We start from the raw sequence: 26,414 nt of genomic DNA on the forward strand, positions 1-26,414 counted from the left end.
TGCTTATCGTTTAGATATTAGCAAAAATATTTGGTTTTCTATTTCTCTGTGGATTTGCTTGCTCAACAGCGTAGCCTACATTTAAAATGCGTCCTTCTTTAAAGGCTGGGCCAATAATTTGTAGACCTATTGGTAAGTTTCCTTTAAAGCCACAAGGAACCGAGAGGGCAGGTAAGCCTGTTAAGTTACTAGGGCCTGTAAAGCGGATAATATTATCAATTAAATCTACTTTTTGACCGTTTAACTCTGCAAAATCATCCCCAATTGTACTGGCTACAACAGGTAGGGTAGGGGAAATGAGCACATCTACCTTATTAAAAATCTCTGTAAACTCCTGCTTGATTTGACGACGTACCTGCTGAGCCTGCAAGTAATCGACTGCAGAAGGTAACTCACCAAGCTCAAATAGCAGACGAATATCGTCACCAAAATCTTGTGGTCTCTTTTGTAAATCTGAATGGTGTATAGCTGCTGCCTCTGAAAGAGACGTCACAAGCTCTGCCCATTCTGCATAATGTAGGGAAGGAATACGCACCACTTCTACTTTAGCGCCTGAATCCACTAAGCTTTGAATACTTGCTCTAACAGCCTTCTCTACATCAGCATCAACATTATTAAAGAAATATTCTTCATTGATACCAATCACTAGATCTTTGATATTGCCAGTAAGCTGCTTCTCATAGTTGTCTACTGGAACATTCACGCAAGTAGGGTCTCGATGATCAAAACCAGCAATGACTTCGAGCAAGCCCGCTGCATCCTTAACTGTCTTTGTCATCGGACCAATATGGTCTAAGCTCCATGCTAGCGGGTAGCAGCCGTATTTACTTACACGACCGTGTGTAGGTTTTAAACCTACAATGCCGCAAGCAGAAGATGGAATTCGAATAGAGCCTGCTGTATCTGTCCCTAGTGAAGCAACACTTGCTCCAGCTGCAACAGCCGCACCAGAGCCTCCACTTGAACCACCAGGAATTTTATCTAATTCCCATGGGTTACGAACAGGGCCGTAATGGGGGTTGTTATTGGTAATTCCCCATGCATATTCATGCATACTTAATTTCCCAGTGAAAATAACACCAGCATCACGTAGCTTTTCAACCACTGTCGCATCATAATCAGAAACGAAGTCCTTATGAATTTTTGAGGACATCGTTGTTATTTTATCTTTAAAATACAAGTTGTCCTTTAAGGCCATAGGTATCCCATGATACATACCCTTATAATGACCTTGGAGAATCTCCTGTTCAACTTCTTTTGCCCTTGCTAAGGCTTCTTCCCGATAAAAAGCCATATAGGAATTAATTTTAGGCTGACTTTCCTCAGCAAAATCTAAAATAGCTTTCGTTAATTCCACGGGAGATAGCGACTTTGATGCAAGTAAAGGTGCCAACTCTTCAACAGATTTTAAATGTAAATCAGTTGTCAATGTGATCACCTCCAGGAATACTACGTACAGCGATGTCTGCATCATCAATCGCAATACCTTCTAAATTGCTGCGAAGTGACTGCATACCTTCCCAGCGTGTTTTTAATAGTTCAAGGTGTTCAGGTTTCGGTGTAATTCCTTTGTTCTCCAATAATTGTTGAATAGACAAGCTCATTAACAGGATCCTCCCTTGAATAATTTTTATCTAAATAGGTTTCCCTATTAAGACCAATACAGTAAAAACACAAAAAAATATAATAGGTAATATAAACCTATTATTACAATCATACACTAATATCATTTTATATCAAATAAATTATTTGTAATAGTTTTAATATTGTGAAATATTAACTAGAAAAGAGTTTTGTTAAAACCTATTGCTGGAACTTGCTCTTTTTACATTCGATTCACAGTCTGTTTACAATCAAAGCGTACAATGAACCATAATAACCAATTGAAGAGGTGCAGGGATGGAGTCTGTAGTGGGACAAAGTATAAAAACAAGTAATATAGTTTCTTTTTTTAAATATTTATATGGTCAGCATCAAAGTAGTTCGTTATATATGAAACGTTTAAAGGCATTGAAACAAATTATTCAACATAACGATTTACATACATACTTTCAACCTATTGTAGATTTACAGTCACAGCAAACAATAGGATTTGAAGCCTTAAATCGACCATTACCCTCCACATTATTTAACAGTGTGGATCAGTTTTATGAGTTTGTAGGGCAAACAGATTGTGTTTTTTTATTTGAATGTTTTTGTAGAAATCTTTCCTTGCAACGTTTTAAGGAACGTTTACACAAAGACTTGGTGAATAAAAACTTTTTAGTGTTCCTTAATATACATCCCAATGTTTTATTAGATAAAAAATATCACAGTGGTGAAACGCTACAATTATTGAAGGAGCTTGGAATTAAACCTCAGCAAGTGGTTTTTGAATTAACTGAGCGGAGTGCAGTAATAGATTTTGTGGAGTTTGAACGTGTATTATCACATTATCGATCACAGGGCTATCGTATTGCCGTAGATGATGTAGGATCAGGCTATAATAGTTTAAAAACGCTCATCTATTTAAAGCCAGAATTTATTAAGCTAGACCGTTCGTTAATTCAATTCATAGACCAAAATAGTGAACAACAGCAACTCGTCACATTGTTAATGAAATATGCTGAACAAGCCAATACTAAAATCATCGCTGAAGGGATTGAACGACAAGAGGAGCTTGATTATCTCCATCGTATTGGCATTCATTATGCACAGGGCTATGCGATAGGAAAGCCTGCAAAGGAAATATATATGGGGAAAATAAGGGTGGGTGACCATGAAGATAGGGGAAGTCATTGAGAAAGTTCCATGTATTGATGAATTTGTGAAAAATAAAGAAGTAGATGTACTTTTTACAAGTAATCCATCGTTGCGTAGCGTTGTTGTTGTGCGTGATGAAAAACCAATTGGACATATTACACGCACACATTTCTATCAAAAAATCGGTACTCGGTATGGCTATCATTTATTAATGGAACGTCAAAATCAGCTGATGATAAAGAAAAACCCTTTAATCGTTGATCGTAATACACCGATCACAGAGGTCAGTACATTAGCCATGGCTAGACCTCCTGAGGATTTATATGATGATGTCATCGTCACGAAAAACAATCTTTATTATGGCATGGTTAGTATTCGAGAGTTATTGTTAAAGCTTGTTGATACACAAGTAGCCATTGCAAGCTTCCTGAATCCATTAAGTAGTCTTCCAGGCAATAAATTAATCGATGAAAAGTTAGAGGAAGCACTTCAGCTATCGCAATATAGTTTAATCTATTTTGATTTAGATCACTTTAAAACCTACAATGACACTTATGGCTTTAATAAAGGCGATAAAATTTTACGGTATTTAACAGAAATACTAAAAAGACATATCTGCGGCGTAGAGGATTTTTTAGGACATATTGGTGGAGATGATTTTGTAGCCATTCTACCTTATTACGAGGTAGAAAAGATGTGTCAAAAAATTATTGATGACTTTGATGCCAACATACTTAGTTTTTACGAGTTAGAGGATCTAGCATATGTTCAGGTGGCTAATAGATCTGGAGAACTGGAGCCTTTAACATGTACATCCTTATCCATTGCCATAATTACGAATGAATATCAGTATTTTGACTCTGTCGAACAATTATCCAATGCGGTAACACATGTAAAAAAGCAGTGTAAAAAAATAGCGGGTAGTTGTTACCTCATTAATAAACAACAAAAATATTTTGTTCATTAGCAAACTATGCTAGAATTATGGAATTGATATGTAAAATATATGAAAATTTAAATAAAATTGATATATATTTTGGTTACAGGAGGTTTAGATGGATTCAAGAAGACTGCACATTTGGCAACCCGTCACTTGCTTAGAAAGAGCCCAAATCATTAATGCCACATTGAATTATACAGATCGAGGGCTCTGCTTAACATTAATAGATCGAAACAATACAGAAGTTGATATTATCTATGATAAGATGTCTCCTATTCAAGATTATGTTTGGTCTTTTCGCTATACTGGAGAAATCCCACGATCTGATTTAGTAGACATGGTCACTGAAGCCATGACCCAAGAACAATCTAAAAATTCTTCAGCAGAATGGTTTTATAAAATGAGCAATTCAGATTATATAGAATGGTTTGATCAACTCCCGTGGATTGGAAGCAAAGAAATTCCTACCGTAGAACATCATATCTACTGCTATAATGACGGTGTGTTTGACATCATTAGTGACTACGAACCAAGATTTGTAATTAGAAATAATGCTTAAAAGGCTGCCCCTGCACTGTTAAAAACTAACAGTATAGGGGCAGTTACTCATTTGTCACCAAATGTAGTGGCATTGATTAAACTAGCTATACATTTACAAACATTCTTTATGACTTTTCCATGATTAATCCTTTGCCAAAGGATGATTGTTACTCAATTTTTCGGGGTATAATTCTTAGCAAGAAAGCTTTTTGTTATAGGAATTTATTAATCTTAATAAAACATACTTGAATTATAGGGATTATGGGTATATAATTCGATTACATTATTATAAAACATCTTAGGAGGCATTCCATTGTCGAATTTACAAATCATTCTTAACGTAGCAGTGTTACTTGTGTTCGTTGGAATTTTATATGTTATGAATAAAAAGCACGTTAAGTTTTCTAATCGTGTTTTTGCCGGTTTAGGCTTAGGGATTGTACTTGGTCTTGGACTTCATTTTATTTATGGTCTCGATTCTGAAGTATTAGCCAAAACAACATCTTGGTACAATATTATCGGTACTGGGTATGTGAAACTGCTCCAAATGGTAGCAATGCCATTAGTATTTATCTCCATTTTAATTGCATTTACTAAAATGAAGATTGGTAAAAATTTCGGAAAAATGGCAGCACTTATTTTAGCCATTTTAATCGGTACAACAGCCGTTTCCGCAGCTGTAGGTATTCTTTCTGCAACAGTCTTTGATTTAGATGCAACACAAATTTTACAAGGTGACGCAGAAACTGCACGTGGTCAATACCTTGAAGAAAAAACAACGGGCTTAGCAGCTCCTGATTTACCAACACAAATTATTGAGTTATTCCCAGCAAATCCGTTCCTTGATTTAACGGGTGCTCGTTCTACTTCAACGATTGCGGTTGTAATTTTCTCAGCATTCCTTGGTTTTGCTTATTTACGTGTGGCACGTAAGGATGAGGGAACAGCAGCTACAATTAAAAAAGGATTGGATGCCATCTATGCCCTTGTTATGGGTGTTGTAACAATTGTATTACGCTTAACGCCATATGGAATTCTAGCGATTATGGCTCGTACGGTAGCAACATCTGATTTTGGAGCTATCTATAATTTAGGTAAGTTTGTTATTGCTTCTTATGCAGCTCTATTTATTGTTCTAATCGTACACTTATTAATCATTACATTAAGTGGTTTAAATCCATTTACGTATTTGAAAAAATCGGCAGAAACATTATTATTCGCCTTTACATCTCGTTCTAGTGCTGGTACTTTACCGATGAATATTAAAACGCAAACAGGTCGTCTTGGGGTATCTGAGGGGATTGCAAACTTCTCAGGCTCATTTGGATTATCAATCGGTCAAAATGGTTGTGCAGGTGTATATCCTGCGATGTTAGCCATTATGATTGCACCGACAGTCGGCATTAATCCACTTGACCCTGTGTTCATTATTACAGTTATTGCAGTAGTAGCAGTTAGCTCATTTGGTGTAGCAGGTGTTGGTGGTGGTGCAACATTTGCAGCTATCCTTGTATTATCAGCACTTGATTTACCAATTGCTTTAGCAGGTGTATTAATCTCTGTTGAGCCTTTAATTGATATGGGTCGTACAGCGTTAAATGTAAGTGGTTCAATGACTGCTGGTGTTACAACAGCGCGTATTACTAAAGAATTAGATACAGAAATGTATAATAATAAAGAATTAGGTGCTCAAGTAGCAGACCTATAAGGTCAAAGAAGCCCCGTTAAAGGTAAAACTTTAACGGGGCTTCAGCTTTATACGATTTTTACATAAAAATCTTTACCGTTGATTAATTCAGATATCTCAATCTTATAATTTTGTTTATAGTAATCATAAATATTGTAGGCTAAACCGGAGTGTCCATTCAAATAGGTTCCCTTTTTAATCTCTTTACGTGGATTATGGAAATCAAAATATAAGCGTGAATCATGATTCATTGTATTTAAAATAGCAAGAAATTCTTGTTCTTCAATATGAATTCCCCGTGTATACCGACATTCTCTACGATACGTATCATGTGACACATTTACGGGAGAAGCTTCAAGAATCATTTCAATATGTTTATTCAAATGATGACAGCTCCTTTCAAATTATAGGTAAAAACCATAAGAACAATCAGCTTTTATTACTTCTAGTATATAATTGTCAGAAAATTATATCAATATTTTTCTACCAGTTTTGCTGTTGAATTTCTTCAGCTATTAATTGTAAGTCATAGGCAGTTACTGATAAAAGATTATAATCATGGGACTCCATATATTTTTCTGCAAGCCGTTTGATATATTTGGGTGAACCCTCATTTTCTTCATCATAAATTAATAAAAGTCCATCTGTATTTTGGATAATAAATTTGTCCTTCTCAATAAATTGCCAAGGAGCTTCATATGGTTTTTTGGTCACGCTTGTGACAAAATCAGCTTGGGCAATTAAAGCTTGATACTTTTCTTTTTTATGATCTTGCCAATTTTTCTCTTGCTCTAAAAAAGGTGTAATCACAGCGTATTTTAAAAATGGAAATTCTTTTTTTAACATTAAAACAACTTCAGCACTCCAAGTTTCTACGCCCTGCTGGCCGCTGATAATCACCCATTCGAGACCTTCATCAAGCAGTGTACGTAGTTGAGCTTCCAATGCTTTTTTTATGATGACAATACCGGGATGTTTATCATTAAAGATACCAAGCTCATGTGGTTTATAGCCAGTAATCATAATCCGATGTAACAACGAAATACCCCCTAGGCTGTATAGTTGTAATCCTAGTATACAGCAAGGAGGCAAATGAAATCGATATTGTCTATGAAAAGGCAAATAGTGTTAAAATTACTGCTACAGCTGCACAAATGCCTAAAAACCACCATGAGTCTGTAAAGTCTTCTTTTGTGTCACTATTCATAAAAAATATTCCTTTCTAATTTGCTTGTTTGAGGGGTTTACTTTACTTGACCAGTCCAAGACCAATTTGTCCATATTCGTAAGATTGTTTCAAACGGACCACGTTTAAATTTCTTTAAATAGGCAAGGCTGAAAACACATTGCAGGCTATAAACAACGATTCCGAAAAGGATTCCGCCAAAGACCCCTAATTTGCCATATAAGCCAAGGCCATAGCCATAAAAAACAGTTGTACAAATGATGGTTTGTAGTAAATAATTGGTTAGTGATAGTTTGCCAACGCTCTCAAATGCAGGAGCTAGTAGTTGAACTGGACGGGTGTTATAAATGTATGCTGCGAGGCAAACATAGCCAATCGCTAATAACTGGGAGCCACCCATTAATAAGATAGAAGAAAATGCACTTTTACTTTCTATAAAACTTACACTTTTACATACGAGCCCTATGGGTACAAGGAGAGCACCTAGCTTATACCATTTCATTTCCTTGTTCATCTCCACGAAGGCCTGCTTCTTAGCAAGCGCCATCCCAAACAGGAATAGTGGTGCGTAGAACATAGGTGCAAAAATTAATATAATGAAAATAAATGAAGAATCCTCTATTCCTGGTACTTCGGCATTAGCTCTAAAATCAAAAATTTCTAAGTAGCTGCCGTTAGCGTAAACATCATCCGCTTGCTCGATGTATGTGTCTATTTCTTTTTGTTCTTTTTTAGACGTTTCCATAGAGCCGTATGTTAACGCTGTAGTTAGTACAAATAGGATACCAGCCCAAATAAATAAAGTTTTTGGTTTACGATTAATAAATGGGATTAAAAATAACATCATACAGCCATAAGAAAATAGAATATCGCCTTCCCACAATAAAATAGAATGTAATAAGCCAAGGGCAATTAATCCTGTTACACGACGCAAAATAGACCAACGGCTTTTATTCTTTTTTCTGCGGATGGATTCAATTAATTTAATAAGTGAGAAGCCGAATAAAATAGTGAAGATGGGCATAAACGAGCCTTCAATCACAACTTTTACAAAATATAAAGCCCCGTTATCTAAGGTAGAAAGATTTTTTAATTCATCTTTGCCGTACATCCCGAATTGGAAGATTAGCAAATTTGCCATTAAGATGCCAAATAAACTAAATCCACGCATTGTATCAATGAAAGTAACACGATTAGTTGTCATTGCGTTTTATCTCCTTAATTGGTTATCTTATACATATAATAAATAGGGAAGCTTATGGTGAAATAATGACTACCTTAAAGTAATCTTAAAAGTAGGTGAGGAAATGCAGGAAGCATCAATTTTAGTGTTAGAGGATGAACGTGCCATTGCTGAAATGATTGAAATCATTTTAAGAAAAGAAGGAATTAACAATATTACCTTATGTAATACAATTGAAGAAGCGAAAGATGAAATGAATACTAAAACATTTGACTTTTATCTATTAGATATCATGCTACCAGATGGAAGTGGGCTGGATATTGCGAATAGTATTCGAGAAAAAACGGACGCTCCTATTTTTTATTTAACCGCAAAAAGTAGTGATGCAGATAAGCTTCGTGGTTTTATGAATGGTGCAGATGATTATATTACAAAACCATTTAACCCCTTAGAGCTTGTAGCACGAGTAAAGGTGCAGCTAGTCCGTTATATGAAGAAAAAAGGCGTATCAGAAAATCACATATTTACTTGCAGCCGTTTTACATTTGACATTGATGCAGCAGAAATTGAGGTAGACGGTGTAAAGGAAATAATCAGTGGTCGCTTGTTTCATTTATTAAAATATTTATGTGACAATGCAGGGCAAGTGTTATCAAAAGAGCAAATATACGAACGTGTATGGGGTGATTGTTTATTTGATGATAATACAGTGATGGTACATATTAGAAAGCTACGAGAAAAAATAGAAAAAAATCCTGGAAAACCGACATGCATTATCACTGTCAGAGGCATTGGCTATAAGCTTGTTGGGGACATTTCTTCATGAAGCCTGCTGGAAAATTAACACTCCGCTTTGTTTCGTATTTCATCATATTCTATCTATTGATCATTTCAGGTTTTATTATGAGTTTGGTGTTTTTTGCTATTTTTATCAATGACCGTGTTGGTGACAACATTCATGTGATGAGCTCCTTTGAAATCGAAGATGATGCAGTTGTAGAGCAAGGGAAGACAGTTAAAATTGCTGATTATTTAGTGAAGAGAGCTGAAGAAAATGTTGGACAGCTTTATTTATTTGATCCAACCATGACGATTGTTGATTATACAGGAGATACATGTGGTCTATGTGGAAAGTCAGATAGTGAAATATTGGCATTGCAGCAACCAGGCATGCATACATGGGAATTGCCGAATTACTACTTATTATTTCTTCCAACTACTCCTGTGCAACCACTTTTTGAGGATGCGCTTGAAAACTGGACAGCGACAGGGGACATTTCAGCTTTAACACAGCAACGTCTAAAAGAAAATAAAGCTAGTGTTGAAATTTATGACGAGCAATGGAATCGAATTGAGGTCATAGGCGAACGTTATGAGAAGCTAAATAAGCCACAATTACTAGAGGAAAAATACGATATTTTCGAGCATGCGGAGCTGAAGCAAAGTACAGCCTTAGCCAACGATAAGACATTTGTTGTAAGAATGCCTAATCCATCGTATAAGCCATTTGAAGAGCCTTTTAATAAGGCAATGGTACTGTTTGTTTCTATCTTCTTTGGGGGACATATTATTTTGCTGTTGGGGGTTATTTTCTTATCTATTAGTATTTCACGTCAATTCGTGCGACCACTTGTCTATGTGATATCGCGCATTGAGCGACTTACCCAATTCGATTACAGTGAGATTAGTGACAAAAAAATTCATCATAAAAAGACAGGGAAGTTGAAAAGAAAATTTAAACTGTTCCAACCTGTAGAAGAGTCACTCAATCACTTATCGGAGCGACTTGATTCAAATGAAAGGCAAATCAAGCATGCAGAGCAATTACGGGAGGAGTGGATAACCGGTTTATCGCATGATTTAAAGACCCCGTTAAGCTCAATTTACGGTTATTCAACGATGCTGGCATCGGAGGATTATGAGTGGACAAAGGAAGAGATGCGTATTTTTGCACAGACCATGCAGGAAAAGGCAACCTATATGGATGCACTTATTCAGGATTTGACGTATACGTATCAATTAAAAAATAAAGCCATACAGCTAGATAAAGTGGTACTGCCGCTAGCAACATGGCTACCACAATTTGCAGACGAACAGGTGTGTGTGAAGGTGGATGGTGATGTGTTGTTACAAGCGGATGAGCTTTTACTCAAGCGAATAATGGATAATTTAATTACCAATGCGAAAAAATATACCCCTGAAGGCACGAAGGTAATTGTGGAAGCACAACATACTGGTAAAGAAGTAATGCTTACCATTGCTGATCAAGGACCTGGTATTCCACAGGAGGAGCTCGATAATCTATTCGAACGCTATTATCGAGGTACGAATACAACAGACGATATAACAGGAACAGGGCTAGGACTAGCCATAACGAAGCAGCTCATTGATTTACACAATGGCACAATTAGTGTCCGTTCAGGTCAGGATGGGACAATCTTTGTGCTAAAATTTCAATGTCATTAAGGTGAATCTCTGAGCTTTCTTAAGACTGTACAAAGGTCTGTCATAGAACTTAATTTCATTCAACAGAGTAAAGAGGTATCAAAGTGTTCATTTGATACCTCTTTTTTTATTTATTTTTCGTACATCGTTCAGCGGGCTGTTCAATTTTTACGTAACGCCATAAGTTATTGGCGATGTCACGGGCTTCTGCGATATGTTCTGTGCCGACGAAGGCCTTACGGAAAGGTGTAAGAAGTGATTCGATGATAAAAAGCTTCGGTTTTTCTTTCTGCAATTCTTCTAATAAGAATTGTGCATACTCCGAACCTTCCATTGTTTCATTATTCGATAATCCCTTTGTAAATCCTTCTAGTTGTTCAATAACCATTTCTTTTGTAACGGTTTTATAGTTCACGACATTTTGAATGGTATTGATCATTTCAACACTTACGATAATCTCTTTCGACTCAAGCATAGTGGGTATAATTACGCTAATATTGCGCAATGCTACACGTACAATAGCTTCTCGATTGATATATTTATAATCGGCAATAAAGACAGCGCGTAGAGTGAGGTTAATCATTCCGAGTGTTTGAACAGCACATTCATAGCTAATAGGGCTAATCTCTTCTCCAAAGACTTGTACTAGACGATTGGCGAGCCATTCTAATTCTTGTAAATGGTAATTAATAATAATTTTTTTTAGTTCTTTATCTCTTGATTGGAAGATGGATTCGAATATCTGTACTAAATTATGTTCACGATTGACATACATGAGAACAGCGACTTGCTGCGTCAATACCTCTAAATCTGTAGGGTCCTTGCCATAAATGAGTTCATGGCGACGATTACTAGCTTCTTCGCGACCTTCATCTAAGATGGCGATTAAGCATTCATTTTTCGAAGTAAAATGATTATAAAATGTACCTTTAGAGATTTTAGCCGCATTGATGATGTCATTAATCGATGTATCTAGAAAGCCTTTTTCAATAAAAAGTTCGCGTGCTGCTGTTATAATTTGTCTTTTTCTTTTGTTCATAACCTCACCTTTTTTATAATATTATACTCTTATTCTACACTTGAAACGCTTTTATATCAACGTTTATAAAAAATATAAACTTATATGTTGAAAAAAGTAGACTACGAGTATAAAATAAGTTTTATCGTAAAACACAAGAAAGAATTGAGGGATATAAATGAATAGTGAGCAAACAATGAAAAAGCCCCCTTATGGCATGATAGCTATTCTATTTGTGGGTGCTTTTGTTGCTTTTCTAAATAACACATTGTTGAATGTGGCATTACCAACAATCATGAAAGATTTTGGGATCACCTATTCAAAAGTACAATGGTTAGCAACAGGGTATATGCTTGTGAGCGGTATTTTAGTGCCTGCTTCAGCATTCTTTGTGACACGCTTTAAAAACAGACATTTATTTATTACAGCGATGTCTATCTTTACAATTGGTACAATTATGGCAGGTTTCGCTCCTAATTTTGGCATGCTGCTAGCAGGTCGAATGGTGCAAGCAGCCGGAGCTTCTAGTATGTCACCACTTTTAATGAACGTTATGCTAACAAGCTTCCCGAAAGAAAAGCGTGGGGCAGCAATGGGGATCTTTGGTTTAGTTATGATTATGGCGCCAGCAATTGGTCCTACATTATCAGGGTATATTGTGGAACATCATGATTGGCGTATGCTTTTCCAAATGATTATTCCATTTGCTTTAATTAGTTTATTATTTGGTGTTTGGAAACTAAGAAACGTGATGGAGACACGTGAAGTTCACTTAGATTTCCCTTCAGTACTTTTATCAACAGTTGCATTTGGTGGTATTTTATACGGCTTTAGTACAGCAGGAGATAAAGGTTGGTCAAGTCCATGGGTATATGGCACAATTACGATTGGCTTCATTGCTTTAATTATTTTCGTTGTTAAACAGCTGAAAATGGATGAGCCATTACTGGAATTACGTATTTATAAATATCCAATGTTTGCTTTAGGGTCTGTAATCTCAGTTATTATCTCTATGGCAATGTTCTCAGGGATGATTTTAACACCAGCATATGTACAGTCTATCCGCGGTATCGAACCATTTGAAGCTGGCTTGATGATGCTTCCAGGAGCTCTTGTCATGGGGATTATGTCACCAATCACTGGTAAGCTTTTCGATAAATTTGGTCCACGTGTGTTGGCTATTGTTGGATTAACGATTACAACAATCGCAACTTTCGGTTTAACAAAGTTAGAAATTGATTCAAGCTACACATATATCGTATCGATGTATACAATTCGTATGTTCGGTATGTCGATGGTCATGATGCCTATTATGACAAACGGTTTAAATCAACTACCACAAATGATGAATCCACATGGTACAGCCATTAATAATACATTACAGCAGGTATCAGGAGCAATCGGTAGTGCGATCCTTGTAACATTTATGAATAATCGTACAAAAGTTAAAGCGGAAGAATTAATTGCAGAAGCGAAAGCAAATGCTGCACAATCAGGAGCAGCGCCTACAGCAGAGCAAATGCAACAAATGCAAGATCAAATTATGCAAACTGCCTTATTAGATGGTATTACGCATTCCTTCTTAATTGCAGCTGGTATAACAGTGATTGCAGTGGTACTTGCCTTCTTCTTGAAACGCGTAAAAGTTGAAAGCGCAGCAGCGTCAATGGATTTAAAAAAACCAACTAAATAATCAAGAGTATCCCTAGCCAGTAAATAGTTACTAGCTAGGGATTTTTTATTGAGGACATATGAAAAAAAATTTTAGGATTGGTGTTATTTTTCATCATTTTATTTTATATGATAATACTAATTTACAGAAAATTTAGACATTTAATAGTGGGGTGCTTGCTTGGTAGATGCATATATGACTGGCTTAGTGAAAGAACGAAAAATTCCAGGTGCTGTATTAATTGTTCAACAGCAAGAAAGAAGGCTATTTTCAGGCAATTATGGAGCCTATACAGCTGAGGATGGCAGCGAGCAAGTTATTTTAAGTAATACGTTGTTTGATTTAGCCTCCTTAACAAAAGTTGTCGCAACACTCCCAGCTATTTTACTCCTGATGAGTCGAAATCAAGTTTATATAACAGATCCAGTTCAAACCTATTTGCCTGATTTTAAATATCCTCTTATTACAATCCAGCATTTATTGCAGCATTGCTCAGGATTGCCAGCAGATTTAACACCTGTAGTCAAGAGACAGCAGCATAAGCGTGACATCCTGCAGGAGGTACTGACAAGTGATGTAGTTTGGCAGCCAAATGAACAAGTGCAATATAGTGATTTAGGTATGATTATTCTAGGAAAGGTGATTGAGAAAGTTACTGGCATTTCATTAAAAAGTTTTGTAGAGCAAGAGATTTTTAAGCCATGGGGCATGCATCATACATGTTTTCAACTGCCTGTGCATAGAAGGACGCTTGCAGCATCTACAGAAATGGTGGCAGGTCAATTTGTGCAGGGAATAGTCCATGATGAGAAAGCTTTTTTACTAGATGGTATTGCTGGTAGCGCAGGTTTATTTTCATGTGTAGAGGATTTAGCAAAGTATGCGGAAATTTGGTTGGGGATCAAGCAACAAAGTGTAATTCCATATGAATGGTTAGAGCTTGCCTATACGAAAACTTTTAAAACGAGGGGACTTGGCTTTGAAGTATGGGGAGGAGATGAAGCATCATTTTGTTTTGGTAGGAGGTGGAGCAAGGGCTCATTTGGTCATACAGGATTTACAGGCACGAGTATTTGGATGGACCCTGTAAAAAAGGCATTTGTCATTTTACTAACGAATGCTGTGCATTATGGGAGAAATACAAACATGGGAAGGATTAGAGAGAAGCTTCATACGATGATTTATGAAAAATTACTGATATGAAGGGTGGATCTGCTGGTATGAGACAAAAGAGTAAATGGTTATTGCTGCTTCTTTTATTACTCATTGTGGGTTTAGTAGGCTGTAACAAGAATGAGAAAATAACGACCTCAACAACACCTGATAATGAAGAGAAACCGAAAACGGAAGAGGTCTCCCTAACAATAGGGAGTTGGCGCACAGAAGATGTTGCCAAGTATGAAAAAGTGATTGCTTTATTCAATGAACAACATCCTGAGATACATGTTTCATTTAATCCAACTAAAAATACTGAATATAATACAGTCCTCAATACGTCATTACAGGCTGGAGAGGGTCCAGATATTTTCCACTTACGTCCCTATGCAGCTGGATTGAAGCTTGCGGAGGCAGGTTATGTTGAGAAAATAAACGACTTAAATGGATTGAATGTATTTCCTGAAGAAGCATTAAAGGCTTCTCGCGATGACCAAGGGAATCAGTACGGTGTACCAATTAACTTAAGCTCTACACAATTTTTTTATAATAAGAAGATTTTTAAAGATAATAATCTTGAAATTCCTACTACATGGGATGAATTCATGGCATTAAATGACCAATTATTAGAAAAGGGTATTACACCAATTGCAATGGGTACAAAAGAAGGCTGGCTATTATCGTTGCTACATGGTATTGTCGGTCCTGCTGTTTATGAGGGCAATGACTTTTACACAGCAGTGCTCGCAGGAGAAAAGGATTTTACAGATCCGAAGTTTATTGAATCAATTCAAGTAATGAATGACTTGAAAAAGTATTTTCCTGTCAATTCAGAAGGCTTAGGAATGGATGATATCCGTACTTTGTTTGCACTAGAAGACGCGGCTATGTTCCCGTTAGGTAGCTGGGAAATTCCTGTTGTATTAGAAATGAACCCAGATTTAGATTTAGGTTATTTCCCTATTCCATCTAAAGAGGGTAATACAACGGTGACGACTTGGGTAGACGGCTCATTTGCGATCAATGCTAATTCGAAAAATAAAGAAGCGGCTAAAGTATTTTTAGAATTTTTAACAACTAAGGAGTTTGGTGAGTTGTTTGTAAAAGAGTTTTCGATGATCAGTGCTATTCCAGGTATTACCTCTGATGATGCATTGTTAAATGCTATTAGTCATTCGACTGCCAATGAAGCAACGCCATATATGTGGGTAACTAATTTTACTGGTGGGGACCCAACAACAAAGAGCTTGCTTGAAAGTGAGCTACAAGGCATGTATTTAGGTCAAGTTACGCCTGAAGAGGTTGCCAAAAAAATACAGGAAAACGCTAAAACTTGGTTTACGCCATTTCAAAAATAATGAAAGCATCAAGTCAGCAGACCCCTGAAGTGCTATAAGGAGTTTAGGGGTCTCGTTGTTTCATGATTAGTAAAAGGAGGCTACTCATGATAAGAGAATATACAGCTCCATCAGTAAGAAGGAGGAAATCGAGAGTAAGGTGGACTATCCATCTTTTCCCTATTCCAGCACTGATAATCTATGGGTTGTTAGTGCTTTATCCGATATTAGCGGCATTATCCTATAGTTTTTTTGAATGGAAAGGGATGGCTCGTGGTGATTTTATCGGTTTCCAAAATTTTGTGACGCTTTTTACGACAGAACCCTATGGCTCCATGTTTTGGAATGCCTTTAAACATAATGTCCTCTATTTTGTTGTGCAAATGATTGTGATGAATGGATTTGCCTTCTTTCTTGCCTTTATTATTTATCAAAAAATTAAAGGTGCAGAGTTTTTTAAGGCTGCTTTCTTTCTACCGCGATTATTATCAGTGATTGTTGTAGGTTTCTTATGGAAGCTCATTCTAAATCCAAATTTCGGTACTTTAAATGTCATTTTGGAGAAATTAGGTCTTGAAACCTTGCAAAAGGCTTGGCTGGGTGATCCCAAAACGGCGTTAATCGCCATTATTTTAGTCAATTGTTGGTTTGGATTAGGTTTTGGTGTCTTAATTTTTCTTGCTGGCTTTCAAGGGATCCCAAGCGAGTTAGTCGAAGCTGCAAAGTTAGATGGCGCTAAGGGCTTTACTTTATTGCGTACGATTTACTTGCCTTTAATGGTGCCATCAATTATGATCATGGGCATTTTAACATTTATCCAATCGTTTGAAGCATTTGAATTAGTATATGCAATGCAGGGCTCCATGGGAGAGCCGTACTATTCTACAGATACGTTAGCCGTGTTTTTCTATCGCTTAGCATTTGGTAGCTCTACGGCTTCTGGCACAACAGCTATTGGGTTGGGTTCGGCGTTGGCTACAGTACTATTCTTATTTATATTAGTTTGTACGACGCTATTTTTACGCTTTGCCAATAAAAAGAATGTTCAAATGTAAGGGGTGAGTATGGTGAAGCAAGGCGCTATTTGGGTTCGACCATTTTATTATCTCGTGGTGTTTACAGTAGCGACCATTAGTTTATATCCAATTTTGTTAATGATTTTATCTTCATTTAAACAGAGCGTGGATATCTATAAAAATCCATTGGGTTTACCGACTAGCTTTAGCTTAGATACGTACCGTACATTATTAGCAAAAATTCCATTTACCACATACTTTCTAAACAGTCTATTTGTCAGTATTGTATCTGTGATACTAATAGTGGTTGTTTGTTCACTGGCTGCATTTTATATTGCTCGCTTTAAATTTTCTTGGAATCATGCATTGTTCTTTATTTTTTTATTAGGCATGATGATTCCTATAAAATTGGGGATTGTCCCGCTCTTTATATTAATGCGTGATTTAGGACTGATCAATTCCTTATGGTCTTTAATTTTGATGAACATGGCGACAGGTATTCCATTATCCATGCTGATCTTAACTGGCTTTTTTAAAACAATGCCTTATGAATTAGAGGAAGCAGCCCGTATAGATGGGGCGGGGAACTTAAGAGTTCTTTGGCATGTAATGTTACCGTTAATGAGACCTGCCCTTGGAACAGTGGTGATTATAAATTTTATTGCTTCATGGAATGATTTCTTTTTCCCACTTATTTTTATTACAGAAAAAATGAAACGGACGATACCTGTTGGAATGATGTCACTTTTTGGGGAGCATTCGGCAGATTGGGGCTCTCTTTTTGCAGGTTTAACATTAGCTTCATTACCAATGATCCTATTATTCTTTATTGCCTCAAAGCAATTTATGGAGGGGCTGACGGCTGGTGCCATTAAATAGGGAATACATTATTGGGGTCGATGGTGGTGGGACGAGAACTCGTGCAGTGATTGGGACAAGAAAAGGGGAAGTGCTGGCTTTTGTTGAAGGAGCTGGAACGAATATAAAATCAACGCCACCTGACGAGGTAAGGCTACATATTATCAAGCTCCTTGCCACGTTACTACAAAAGATAGATGCAACAAATAATGATATTGCTGCGGTGTTCTTATGTGTGGCAGGGGGCGATCGCCTGTTAGATAAAGAACGCTGGGAGCAATGGATTAGCTTCCTTTTCCCTGCTAGCTCCTGTAAGATAACCATCACCAATGATGCGGTAGCGGCACTTACTAGCGGCACATTTACACAGCAAGGGATCGTTGTGATAGCAGGGACGGGTTCCATCGTATATGCAGTTGGAAAAAATCATCAAGTTAGTCGTGTTGGAGGATGGGGTTATTTATTAGGAGATGAGGGCAGTGGCTACTATATAGGGCAAGAGGCATTGCGATTGATTACGCGACATTACGATGTTATTGGCGTGAATGAGGATCTGTTTACAGCGACTATTATGGAGCAGCTAGCATTAAAGAATCCTACTGAAATTATTACGCATGTTTATGAGCATCCACAGCCACGTGTACTCATAGCCTCCGTAGCTCGTGTGGTGTTGCGTTTAGCAGAGCAAAATAATGATAGGGCACAAAAAATTATTGAACACGCTGCTCATCATTTAACTCATTTCATCCAAATAATGTTGAAAAAAGAGCCTCAGCTAAAAGGTGACTCTATTGTCCTATGTGGAGGTTTATTCGAAAATTTTTATTTTGTTCAATGCTTTCGAGAAAAATTACAGCTTGCTAAAATACCTAATCAACTAATACAACCAGAGGTGCCACCTGTTATAGGAGCTTTCGTTAATGGACTTCTCAGTGAAGGAATTCCAATCACAGAGGCTTTACAACAAAAGGTAAAAGGAACTTGGATGAGTATCCATGAAAACTAGTGTGGAGGGATTTGATTTCAATGGAACGAATGACAAAACTGACGACTGAAGGCTATCATCCAGATACGACAAATCTAGATTTAATGTCCACTATTGAAATTATAAAGCTGATGAATGAAGAGGATAAAAAAGTACCATTAGCCATAGCAAAGGTTTTACCTGAAATCGAGCAGGCTGTCACAGCTGTTGTGGATGCACTAAAGAATGGCGGTAGATTATTTTATGTTGGTGCAGGAACAAGTGGGCGAATTGGTTTGCTAGATGCCGTAGAGTGTCCACCTACATTTAGTACATCACCAAAGCTTGTGCAGGCAATATTGGCTGGAGGAGCAGATGCAGTAATGATTGCCATAGAAGGTGCAGAAGATGATCTTTCATTAGGAGAGCTTGAACTACAGAAACAACAGCTAACAAACCGAGATGTAGTGATAGGGATTGCAGCAAGCGGTCGAACGCCTTTTGTCAAAGGAGCATTAAACTATGCTCAACAACTAGGGGCAAAAACAATCAGCTTAGTGAGCAACGCTCATTCTATTATTAGTAAGCATGCAGATATTGCAATAGAGGTGATTACAGGACCAGAAATTTTAACAGGTTCTACAAGACTAAAGGCTGCAACAGCTCATAAACAAATATTAAATATGATTACAACGACAACCATGATTAAACTTGGAAAGGTCTATAAAAATTTAATGGTGGACGTTCATGCTAGTAATTTTAAATTGCGAGAGAGAGCCAAACAAATCGTCTGTGAGGTAACGGGAGTTTCTTATAGTCAGGCTGAAAGTGTTCTGGAGCAAAACAATTATCAAGTAAAGCTCGCGATTGTGGTGCTACTGACGAATACAACGATTGAAGAGGCGACGGAATTACTTGCTCAATCAGAAGGGCATGTGCGGAGAGCGGTGGCACTAAAGAAATATTGATGAAGGAGGTACATGGATAACTTCCTTTTATCTAGAGATGGAGCTGGAAAAATGGAAAAAATAAATGCGGGTTTAATTATGCTTGCTGAAATGTGCGAAAAGCTTCCACTCTCCGAAAAAAAGGTGGCAAGCTATATATTAGCACACCCAACACAGGCTATAAAAATGACAGCGGTTGAACTAGGAGAGGCAAGTCAAACAAGTAGTGCCGCAGTTATTCGTCTATGTAAATCGTTAAATATTAGTGGTGTTCAAGAGCTGAAATTGCGCATTGCTGGTGATTTACAACATGCTAAAATTGAAGATCGAGATATTGAGGCGAATGAAGTGTTGCCATCGATTGTAGAGAAGGTAACGACGCAAAGTAGTGAAATTTTGACACAAACAGCTAATTTAATAAATATTGCTGAATTAGAGCGTGCCATAACGGCCTTATCACAAGCTGATAAAATTATATTTTTTGGAGTGGGTGCATCAGGTATAGCAGCAATGGATGCAGACCAAAAATTTTTACGAATCAATAAAAATAGTAGGGCATTTGTGGATTTGCATTTAGGCGCTACAGCCGTTGTTAATACACAGAAGGGGGATGTAGTAGTAGGTATCTCCTTCTCCGGAGAAACGCACGAAGTGGCTAAAATCCTTGAAATAGCTAGCCAAACACCAGCCACTACAATCAGTTTAACGCGCTACGGTAGTTCACTAGTGTCTAGCCTAGCAGACATTTGTTTATATGTCTCTCCAAATGTTGAAGCAACTTTTAGAAGTGGCGCCACTTCCTCACGTCTAGCGCAGTTACTTGTCGTTGATATTTTATTTATGGGGGTAGTGACGAGTGCCTATGAGCAAACAGTGGATCATTTAGATGAAACACGTTCAGTTATTCAGAGGTTGCATAAAAAAGTGGCTAAAAGAAAAAATAAAATAAAAACATATTAAAGTTTGTATGTTTAGACTGTAGACAAAAGCTATCGAGAAGTTTTCTCTCGATAGCTTTTGATATTTTTCTTTCCCGGAAATAAAACGAATTCTGGTTTGGAGGTAGATAGCTAGATGTAATGCCATTACCCACTTTTCTTAAATCTTTCTTATAAGCAAAAACATTGTAATGATATTGGATTAAATGGTAGGTGAGTTAGTCTGTTTGGGAAAAAATACATTTTTTAACCTAATTTTAACCTTGTTATTGTAATGTGCTAGGTAAAGCAATATTTTGTAAGGAGGTTTTAAGGATGGAACAATATGTCGGAGAAATTCGATTATTTGCTGGTGATTATGCCCCAGATGGCTGGGCTCTTTGTAATGGTCAACTATTATCTATTTCCGAAAATGAAATACTTTTTTCTTTGATTGGCACAACCTACGGGGGAAATGGTCAATCAACCTTTGCATTACCAAATTTTCAAGGCAGGGTTATAGTACATCAAGGACAGAATCCAACTACTGGTACTACCTTTGTCAATGGTCAAATGGGAGGGGCGGAAACCGTCACTTTAATCTCTTCACAGCTTCCCGCACATACACATCAGGTAAAAGCTTCTTCTCTTGATGGCACAACACCTAGTCCAGAAAATGCAGTTTGGGCAAAAAATATACAATATTCGACACAACCACCAAATGGCACAATGAATGCCGCCATTGTTTCAAGTGTGGGAGGAAACGCTCCTCATAACAATGTAATGCCGTTTTTAACAATTAGTTACATTATTGCCCTTTACGGTATGTATCCAACAGAATAGGAGGTATGAAGGATGAGTGAACAATATGTAGGTGAAATAAGATTATTTAGCTTTGGGACAGTTCCAAGCGGATGGGCAAGATGCGATGGGCAAATATTGCAAATTAATACAAACCAAGCGCTGTATTCAATTTTAGGAGCAACTTATGGTGGAAATGGCTCTACGACATTTGCATTACCTGATTTAAGGGGAAGAGTCCCAGTTCATGTAAGCAGTAGCATCACACGTGGACAAAAAGCAGGAGAAGAAGCACATGTATTAACAACTAATGAGATGCCGACTCATACACATATTGTTAATGGTAGTTCAGAAAGTGCTACGTTGAAAGTGGCTGCTGGAAATGTATGGGGTACATCTGCTAATAATATTTATTCTGTCAATCAACCAAATACTATTATGAACATGCAAGCATTGTCAACATCAGGAAATTCGCAGTCACATCAAAATATGCAGCCATACAGTGTCGCTAATTACTGCATAGCTTTAGTAGGAATTTATCCATCAAGAAATTAGAAAAAAGGAGGTGGGCAAAGTGTCAGAAGCATATATTGGAGAAATTAGAATATTTGGCGGTAATTTTGCACCAAAAGACTGGGCTTTGTGTGATGGTCAGATAATAAACATTGCCTCGAATAGTGCATTATATGCTATTTTGGGTAACAGATATGGAGGAGATGGTAAAACAACCTTTGCATTACCAAATTTAAATGGTAGAGCAGCTATTCATCAAGGAACAGGTGTAGGTTTAACGCCTAGAATTATAGGGAGTAGTGGTGGTGCCCCCTCTGTAACGCTGTTGGAAAATGAGATGCCTAGTCATAATCATCTAGCAAATTGTAACAATCTTCAAACCACTAATAATGATCCAACGGGTGCAATATGGACAGATCAGCAAGGGAAAGGAACTGTCCCAGTTTATACGTCACAAGTAAATAAACAAATGAATCTAATGACGGTTAATGCTGTTGGAGGAAGTCAACCACATAACAATATGCAGCCATATTTAGGACTGAACTTTATTATTTGTTTATATGGGGAATGGCCTCCTAAGAGTTAACGATTCATTAAATGAAGGGTGTGAAACCAAGAAGGAGAATATAGAATGGGAAAAAAGATATTAACCATAACCCTGTGTTTGGTGTTGGTCGCTTATAGTCAATTGATGGGATTAGGGTTCGTTTCACCTTTAAAAGTGGAGGCGGCTGCTTGCGATTCGCCAGATTTTCCAAGTTGTATACAGGATTTAACTCAAGCTTCGTGGAAAGATGACACAAATAATGGCTTTGTAGTAAGCGGTATTCCTGGTGATAATGGTATTAATTTATTCACATATAGCAATGGATCACAATTTCCAGCTGGTTATTATTTTGATGCAGATGAATATTCACCACCAAAATCAATTAGAATTTCTGCTGGGGAAAGCTTTGCAGGTGGGATCTTCGATTTAAAATCATTAAAAATTAATACGATTAATAAACATCCTGAAAACGATGCATTGTCCATAACAATTCAAGGGTATGATGGGGCAGGAAACCCAAAAGGAAATCCTGTAATTTTTAAGACAATTGCAAATCATGAGCCTATTTATGATATTCCTATTAATATAGAAGGAATCAACTCATTTGTCATTACTGCGAGTGTAAATTTTATACCTACTGTACAGGCGGGACTATGGGATTTAACGTTTACCCAATTTACGATTGATATCCCAAATAATAGTCCACCAACAATTACAAATGGTGCTATAACTTCTTCAAATATTACTACCTCAGGCGTACAGTTGGACTGGGCTAAAGCATCTGATGATATAACAGCTCAAGAGGATTTAGAATATCAAGTCTATCAATCTAGTAGTAACAATATTGATACGGTTAGTACCATAGAATTGAATGGGACACCGTTAGGCGGTTATACCAAAGATAGTAACTCCTTTAATGTTACAGGTCTTGTAGCTAATACAACCTATTATTTTAATGTCATTGTCAAAGATATTGATGGCAATAAGAGTGCCTATATGATGCAGGAGGTAACAATCACTGCATTAAATAAACCACCGACATCCAGTAATGGAACCGAAAATGTAAACGAGGGTCAAGTGTATACATTTACTAGTACTTCTTTTGCTTTTTCAGATGAAGATGCTGGAGATACTTTGCAACAGATTCAAATCTCTACTATCCCAAATAGCGGACAGCTCTTTCTTGATAACAACAATAATCAGCAATTTGATGGTGGGGAAGCTATTACAAATGGTATGACAATTAGTAAGGCTAATTTAGATGCAGGTAATTTAAGATATATTACGGAAAATGGCACATCTTCATCTTTTACATTTAAGGTAAGTGATGGTATCGATTTTAGTACTGACTATACAATGGAGCTAGTCGTCAATGCACGTCCAGCAGTGATAATTATACCAAATGATTCTAGTCCAACAAATAGCAATTCAATTCTTATAACTTTGGTATTCAGTGAGTCAGTGACAGGCTTTATGATTGGGGATATCGAAGTTACAAATGGAAATGTGGCAATTCTGTCAGGGAGTGGTACCACATATACAGCTCTTATATCACCTATTGCTGATGGAGCTGTGAAAATCAAAATTCCTGAAAAGGTAGTTGCAAATAGTGGAGGTGCATTGAATAAAGCATCAAATGAATTACAAATAATTTATGATGGTACACCACCTACCGAAATAGGTCTTAGTAATACTACTGTACAAGAAATGAAGCCTATTGGTACAACTGTTGGGACATTGACAGCAACAGATTCAGGAAGCTCGCAAACATTCACGTATTCATTACAGTCTGGGGATACAAGCTTCTTTACGATTGATGGAAATGTATTAAAGACAAATATGTCGTTTGAATATGATACGAAAAATAGTTATAAGATTACGATAAGAGTAACAGATGAGGCTGGCAATACGTTTGACAAGAAGTTTACAATCCAGATTACTAAAAATAATGCACCAACAGGCTCTATTATGATTAATAATGGGGAAGCATATACAAATTCTACTAATGTTAACTTAACAATGACGGCAACTGATTTAGAAGGAGAAGCGATAGAAATGCGCTTTTCGAATGATGGTACTACTTGGTCCAGTTGGGAGTCAAAAATATCTACGAAAAGTTGGACTTTATCCTATGGAGAAGGTAGTAAAACAGTTTATATGCAACTAAGGGATACTGCTGGCAATATATCAAATACATTTTCAGATACAATTGTTCTAGATACAACACCACCAGTCATAATAGGGGTTACAAATAACGGTGTTTATAACACGGATGTAACGATTAGTTTTAGTGAAGGAACTGCTACCCTGAATGGAGCAACCTTTTCAAGTGGAGCCACTGTAAGTACATCTGGAAATTATACTTTGGTAGTAACAGATAGTGCAAGGAATACCACAACCATTTCATTTGTGATTGATAAAGCTCTGCCAAAAGCTGTAGAGGTAAAGATCAAATCGAATAATCTGGATCCTACAAAGGCTAAAGTAGGAGATACGATCACCTTAACAATGAAAACAAATAAAGATATACAAGCACCTATAATTACCATTTTGGGGAAAGCTGCTATTGTAACAGGAGCATCCACAAACTGGCAGGCAACATATGTTATAGTCAATGGTGATTTAGAGGGAACAGCACCTATTACAATTAACTTTAAAGATCTGTTAGGTAATTCGGCAATAGAGGTAACGGACGTAACTGATGGAAGCTATGTCATTGTCGATAGCGTAAAGCCAACAGTAAAAAAGGTGACAATGGCTTCAAATAATGCTAATCCAACAGTTGCTAAGGTAAACGATGTAATCACAATCGACTTTGAGACAAGTGAGGACATTCAATCACCGAATGTATCAATCCTAGGACAAACAGCAAATGTAAATGATAAAGGTGATGGGGATGCTAAAACATGGCAAGCAAGCTATACGTTAAAGTCCATAGACTTAGAGGGACCTATCAGTTTTACAATTGATTTTCAAGATATTGCAGGGAATGAGGGCTTACAGGTAACCGAGATTTCATCAGGGACAATTGTGATATTTGATAAAATTTCTCCTGAAATAACAACCTATTTCCCAGCGCATCAGGCAATTGCTGTACAGCCTGCAGATAATCTTGTATTAACATTTGATGAAAGGGTCTTACCTGTAACTAGTAAAAATATTGTCATAAGAAATGCTACAGACAACCAAATTGTCGAAACAATTGCTGTTACACAAGCAAATGTTTCTGTTACTAATGAAACTGTGACAGTAAATCCTACATTGGATTTATCCCATAACACCACTTACAGCATTCAAATTGACGCAGGTGCATTTACGGATGTAGCAGGTAATGCGTATAAAGGTATTACTAATAATACTTCCTGGAATTTTACGACTAGTGCACTGCAAATATATACGGTTACGTATGACAGTAACGGGGCTGATGGGGGGATAGTACCAATAGATTCAAAGCAGTATAAACATCAGGACCCTATCACAATACTGGGTAATACAGGTAATTTAATAAAAGCAGGCTATACATTTGTCGGATGGAATACGAAGGCTGATGGAAAAGGTGCTACTTATAAAATTGGGCAAACGATTCAAATGGGGAAAGGGAATTTGATCTTGTATGCTTTGTGGTCTAAAAACAATGTACCAGGAGATGGAGGATCATCAACACCTGATCCTGTTGCAACGGTTACGTATGACAGTAACGGGGCTGATGGGGGGATAGTACCAACAGATTCAAAGGAGTATAAACATCAGGACCCTATCATAATACTGGGTAATACAGGTAATTTAATAAAAGCAGGCTATACATTTGTCGGATGGAATACGAAGGCTGATGGAAAAGGTGTTACTTATAAAATTGGGCAAACGATTCAAATGGGGAAAGGGAATTTGATCTTGTATGCTTTGTGGTCTAAAAACAATGTACCAGGAGATGGAGGATCATCAACGC

General features: G+C 37.1%; 24 protein-coding genes (1 of these 24 only partly in view). 18 read left to right on the plus strand and 6 right to left on the minus strand.

Features of this window, described 5'->3' with window-relative positions; all coding sequences use genetic code 11:
* Positions 1-10 precede the first annotated feature (10 nt).
* Together EW028_RS21915 and EW028_RS21920 are read right to left on the minus strand one after the other, a co-directional pair.
* Positions 11-1,429, minus strand: a complete 1,419-nt coding sequence (locus EW028_RS21915; protein ID WP_131522397.1) for an amidase — start codon at positions 1,427-1,429, stop codon at positions 11-13.
* Entirely contained in the window at positions 1,419-1,604 is a 186-nt protein-coding gene (locus EW028_RS21920; protein ID WP_009373346.1) for a hypothetical protein, read from the minus strand. The genes EW028_RS21915 and EW028_RS21920 overlap by 11 nt, the downstream gene beginning before the upstream one ends.
* A 295-nt stretch (positions 1,605-1,899) precedes the next feature.
* Between EW028_RS21920 and EW028_RS21925 the strand changes: the two genes are divergently transcribed.
* The 4 genes from EW028_RS21925 to EW028_RS21940 all read left to right on the plus strand — a co-directional run bounded on the left by EW028_RS21925 (position 1,900) and on the right by EW028_RS21940 (position 5,930).
* Positions 1,900-2,781 (plus strand): EAL domain-containing protein, encoded by an 882-nt coding sequence (locus EW028_RS21925; protein ID WP_131522398.1) that lies wholly within the window; start codon positions 1,900-1,902, stop codon positions 2,779-2,781.
* Complete coding sequence (locus EW028_RS21930) at positions 2,759-3,709, plus strand: GGDEF domain-containing protein (protein ID WP_131522399.1); 951 nt, start codon at positions 2,759-2,761, stop codon at positions 3,707-3,709. The genes EW028_RS21925 and EW028_RS21930 overlap by 23 nt, the downstream gene beginning before the upstream one ends.
* A gap of 88 nt (positions 3,710-3,797) precedes the next feature.
* Complete coding sequence (locus EW028_RS21935; protein WP_131522400.1) at positions 3,798-4,241, plus strand: hypothetical protein; 444 nt, start codon at positions 3,798-3,800, stop codon at positions 4,239-4,241.
* 294 nt (positions 4,242-4,535) lie between these two features.
* Positions 4,536-5,930, plus strand: a complete 1,395-nt coding sequence (locus EW028_RS21940; protein WP_131522401.1) for an L-cystine transporter — start codon at positions 4,536-4,538, stop codon at positions 5,928-5,930.
* Positions 5,931-5,977: 47 nt separating this feature from the next.
* Here the strand turns inward: EW028_RS21940 and EW028_RS21945 are convergent, their stop codons facing one another.
* The 3 genes from EW028_RS21945 to EW028_RS21955 form a co-directional block, all read right to left on the minus strand.
* A complete protein-coding gene (locus EW028_RS21945; protein WP_131522402.1) occupies positions 5,978-6,292 on the minus strand; it encodes a hypothetical protein in 315 nt (104 codons plus the stop codon).
* Between the two features lie 100 nt (positions 6,293-6,392).
* On the minus strand, positions 6,393-6,932 hold the full coding sequence (locus EW028_RS21950) for an SLOG family protein (RefSeq protein ID WP_371824166.1): 540 nt from the start codon (positions 6,930-6,932) through the stop codon (positions 6,393-6,395).
* Between the two features lie 221 nt (positions 6,933-7,153).
* Entirely contained in the window at positions 7,154-8,299 is a 1,146-nt protein-coding gene (locus tag EW028_RS21955) for a DUF418 domain-containing protein (RefSeq protein ID WP_131522404.1), read from the minus strand.
* A gap of 103 nt (positions 8,300-8,402) precedes the next feature.
* Between EW028_RS21955 and EW028_RS21960 the strand changes: the two genes are divergently transcribed.
* Positions 8,403-9,104, plus strand: a complete 702-nt coding sequence (locus EW028_RS21960; RefSeq protein ID WP_131522405.1) for a response regulator transcription factor — start codon at positions 8,403-8,405, stop codon at positions 9,102-9,104.
* Positions 9,101-10,744, plus strand: a complete 1,644-nt coding sequence (locus EW028_RS21965; RefSeq protein WP_131522406.1) for a sensor histidine kinase — start codon at positions 9,101-9,103, stop codon at positions 10,742-10,744. Before EW028_RS21960 ends, EW028_RS21965 begins: the two co-directional genes overlap by 4 nt.
* A gap of 106 nt (positions 10,745-10,850) precedes the next feature.
* Here EW028_RS21965 and EW028_RS21970 read toward each other — a convergent pair whose 3' ends face one another.
* On the minus strand, positions 10,851-11,762 hold the full coding sequence (locus EW028_RS21970) for a TetR/AcrR family transcriptional regulator (RefSeq protein ID WP_131522407.1): 912 nt from the start codon (positions 11,760-11,762) through the stop codon (positions 10,851-10,853).
* A 157-nt stretch (positions 11,763-11,919) separates the two neighbouring features.
* On the opposite strand from EW028_RS21970, the gene EW028_RS21975 reads away from it, so the two are divergent.
* The 12 genes from EW028_RS21975 to EW028_RS22030 all read left to right on the plus strand — a co-directional run.
* A complete protein-coding gene (locus tag EW028_RS21975; RefSeq protein WP_131522408.1) occupies positions 11,920-13,434 on the plus strand; it encodes a DHA2 family efflux MFS transporter permease subunit in 1,515 nt (504 codons plus the stop codon).
* A gap of 159 nt (positions 13,435-13,593) precedes the next feature.
* Positions 13,594-14,616: a serine hydrolase domain-containing protein gene (locus EW028_RS21980; RefSeq protein ID WP_131522409.1), complete on the plus strand. Its 1,023-nt coding sequence runs from the start codon at positions 13,594-13,596 to the stop codon at positions 14,614-14,616.
* A gap of 17 nt (positions 14,617-14,633) precedes the next feature.
* Positions 14,634-15,926 (plus strand): ABC transporter substrate-binding protein, encoded by a 1,293-nt coding sequence (locus EW028_RS21985; RefSeq protein WP_131522410.1) that lies wholly within the window; start codon positions 14,634-14,636, stop codon positions 15,924-15,926.
* An 86-nt stretch (positions 15,927-16,012) separates the two neighbouring features.
* The gene (locus EW028_RS21990) at positions 16,013-16,960 is read left to right on the plus strand and encodes a carbohydrate ABC transporter permease (RefSeq protein ID WP_131522411.1); all 948 of its coding nucleotides are present in this window, start codon (positions 16,013-16,015) and stop codon (positions 16,958-16,960) included.
* A gap of 12 nt (positions 16,961-16,972) precedes the next feature.
* On the plus strand, positions 16,973-17,800 hold the full coding sequence (locus EW028_RS21995; RefSeq protein ID WP_131522425.1) for a carbohydrate ABC transporter permease: 828 nt from the start codon (positions 16,973-16,975) through the stop codon (positions 17,798-17,800).
* Positions 17,787-18,785 carry an N-acetylglucosamine kinase gene (locus EW028_RS22000; RefSeq protein WP_131522412.1) on the plus strand — a complete coding sequence of 333 codons (999 nt, stop codon included), beginning with the start codon at positions 17,787-17,789 and terminating at the stop codon, positions 18,783-18,785. The genes EW028_RS21995 and EW028_RS22000 overlap by 14 nt, the downstream gene beginning before the upstream one ends.
* 20 nt (positions 18,786-18,805) lie before the next feature.
* On the plus strand, positions 18,806-19,711 hold the full coding sequence (murQ, locus tag EW028_RS22005; RefSeq protein WP_131522413.1) for an N-acetylmuramic acid 6-phosphate etherase: 906 nt from the start codon (positions 18,806-18,808) through the stop codon (positions 19,709-19,711).
* 51 nt (positions 19,712-19,762) lie between these two features.
* Positions 19,763-20,650, plus strand: coding sequence for a MurR/RpiR family transcriptional regulator (locus tag EW028_RS22010; RefSeq protein WP_193767444.1), 888 nt, complete (start codon positions 19,763-19,765; stop codon positions 20,648-20,650).
* 293 nt (positions 20,651-20,943) lie between these two features.
* Positions 20,944-21,450 carry a phage tail protein gene (locus EW028_RS22015; protein ID WP_131522415.1) on the plus strand — a complete coding sequence of 169 codons (507 nt, stop codon included), beginning with the start codon at positions 20,944-20,946 and terminating at the stop codon, positions 21,448-21,450.
* A gap of 12 nt (positions 21,451-21,462) precedes the next feature.
* Positions 21,463-21,963 carry a phage tail protein gene (locus EW028_RS22020; protein ID WP_131522416.1) on the plus strand — a complete coding sequence of 167 codons (501 nt, stop codon included), beginning with the start codon at positions 21,463-21,465 and terminating at the stop codon, positions 21,961-21,963.
* A gap of 19 nt (positions 21,964-21,982) precedes the next feature.
* The gene (locus EW028_RS22025) at positions 21,983-22,507 is read left to right on the plus strand and encodes a phage tail protein (RefSeq protein ID WP_066038390.1); all 525 of its coding nucleotides are present in this window, start codon (positions 21,983-21,985) and stop codon (positions 22,505-22,507) included.
* 960 nt (positions 22,508-23,467) lie between these two features.
* Positions 23,468-26,414, plus strand: partial view of an S-layer homology domain-containing protein gene (locus tag EW028_RS22030; protein ID WP_483869244.1) — the 5' portion only. 1,454 nt of this gene lie beyond the right edge of the window; 2,947 of the gene's 4,401 nt are visible here — the first part of the coding sequence; its start codon is at positions 23,468-23,470; its stop codon lies off the right edge, out of view.

Origin of the sequence: Lysinibacillus sp. OL1, assembly GCF_004332175.1 — a bacterium.
In the GTDB taxonomy this organism is placed as follows: Bacteria; Bacillota; Bacilli; order Bacillales_A; family Planococcaceae; genus Lysinibacillus; species Lysinibacillus capsici.

Excerpts from the sequence above, each read along its gene's own strand:
- EW028_RS21920 (WP_009373346.1), bottom strand. The coding sequence starts at position 1,604 with ATGAGCTTGTCTATTCAACAATTATTGGAGAACAAAGGAATTACACCG.
- EW028_RS21925 (WP_131522398.1), top strand. The coding sequence starts at position 1,900 with ATGGAGTCTGTAGTGGGACAAAGTATAAAAACAAGTAATATAGTTTCT.
- EW028_RS21930 (WP_131522399.1), top strand. The coding sequence starts at position 2,759 with ATGAAGATAGGGGAAGTCATTGAGAAAGTTCCATGTATTGATGAATTT.
- EW028_RS21935 (WP_131522400.1), top strand. The coding sequence starts at position 3,798 with ATGGATTCAAGAAGACTGCACATTTGGCAACCCGTCACTTGCTTAGAA.
- EW028_RS21950 (WP_371824166.1), bottom strand. The coding sequence starts at position 6,932 with ATGATTACTGGCTATAAACCACATGAGCTTGGTATCTTTAATGATAAA.
- EW028_RS21955 (WP_131522404.1), bottom strand. The coding sequence starts at position 8,299 with ATGACAACTAATCGTGTTACTTTCATTGATACAATGCGTGGATTTAGT.
- EW028_RS21960 (WP_131522405.1), top strand. The coding sequence starts at position 8,403 with ATGCAGGAAGCATCAATTTTAGTGTTAGAGGATGAACGTGCCATTGCT.
- EW028_RS21965 (WP_131522406.1), top strand. The coding sequence starts at position 9,101 with ATGAAGCCTGCTGGAAAATTAACACTCCGCTTTGTTTCGTATTTCATC.
- EW028_RS21970 (WP_131522407.1), bottom strand. The coding sequence starts at position 11,762 with ATGAACAAAAGAAAAAGACAAATTATAACAGCAGCACGCGAACTTTTT.
- EW028_RS21975 (WP_131522408.1), top strand. The coding sequence starts at position 11,920 with ATGAATAGTGAGCAAACAATGAAAAAGCCCCCTTATGGCATGATAGCT.
- EW028_RS21985 (WP_131522410.1), top strand. The coding sequence starts at position 14,634 with ATGAGACAAAAGAGTAAATGGTTATTGCTGCTTCTTTTATTACTCATT.
- EW028_RS21990 (WP_131522411.1), top strand. The coding sequence starts at position 16,013 with ATGATAAGAGAATATACAGCTCCATCAGTAAGAAGGAGGAAATCGAGA.
- murQ (WP_131522413.1), top strand. The coding sequence starts at position 18,806 with ATGGAACGAATGACAAAACTGACGACTGAAGGCTATCATCCAGATACG.
- EW028_RS22010 (WP_193767444.1), top strand. The coding sequence starts at position 19,763 with ATGGAAAAAATAAATGCGGGTTTAATTATGCTTGCTGAAATGTGCGAA.
- EW028_RS22015 (WP_131522415.1), top strand. The coding sequence starts at position 20,944 with ATGGAACAATATGTCGGAGAAATTCGATTATTTGCTGGTGATTATGCC.
- EW028_RS22020 (WP_131522416.1), top strand. The coding sequence starts at position 21,463 with ATGAGTGAACAATATGTAGGTGAAATAAGATTATTTAGCTTTGGGACA.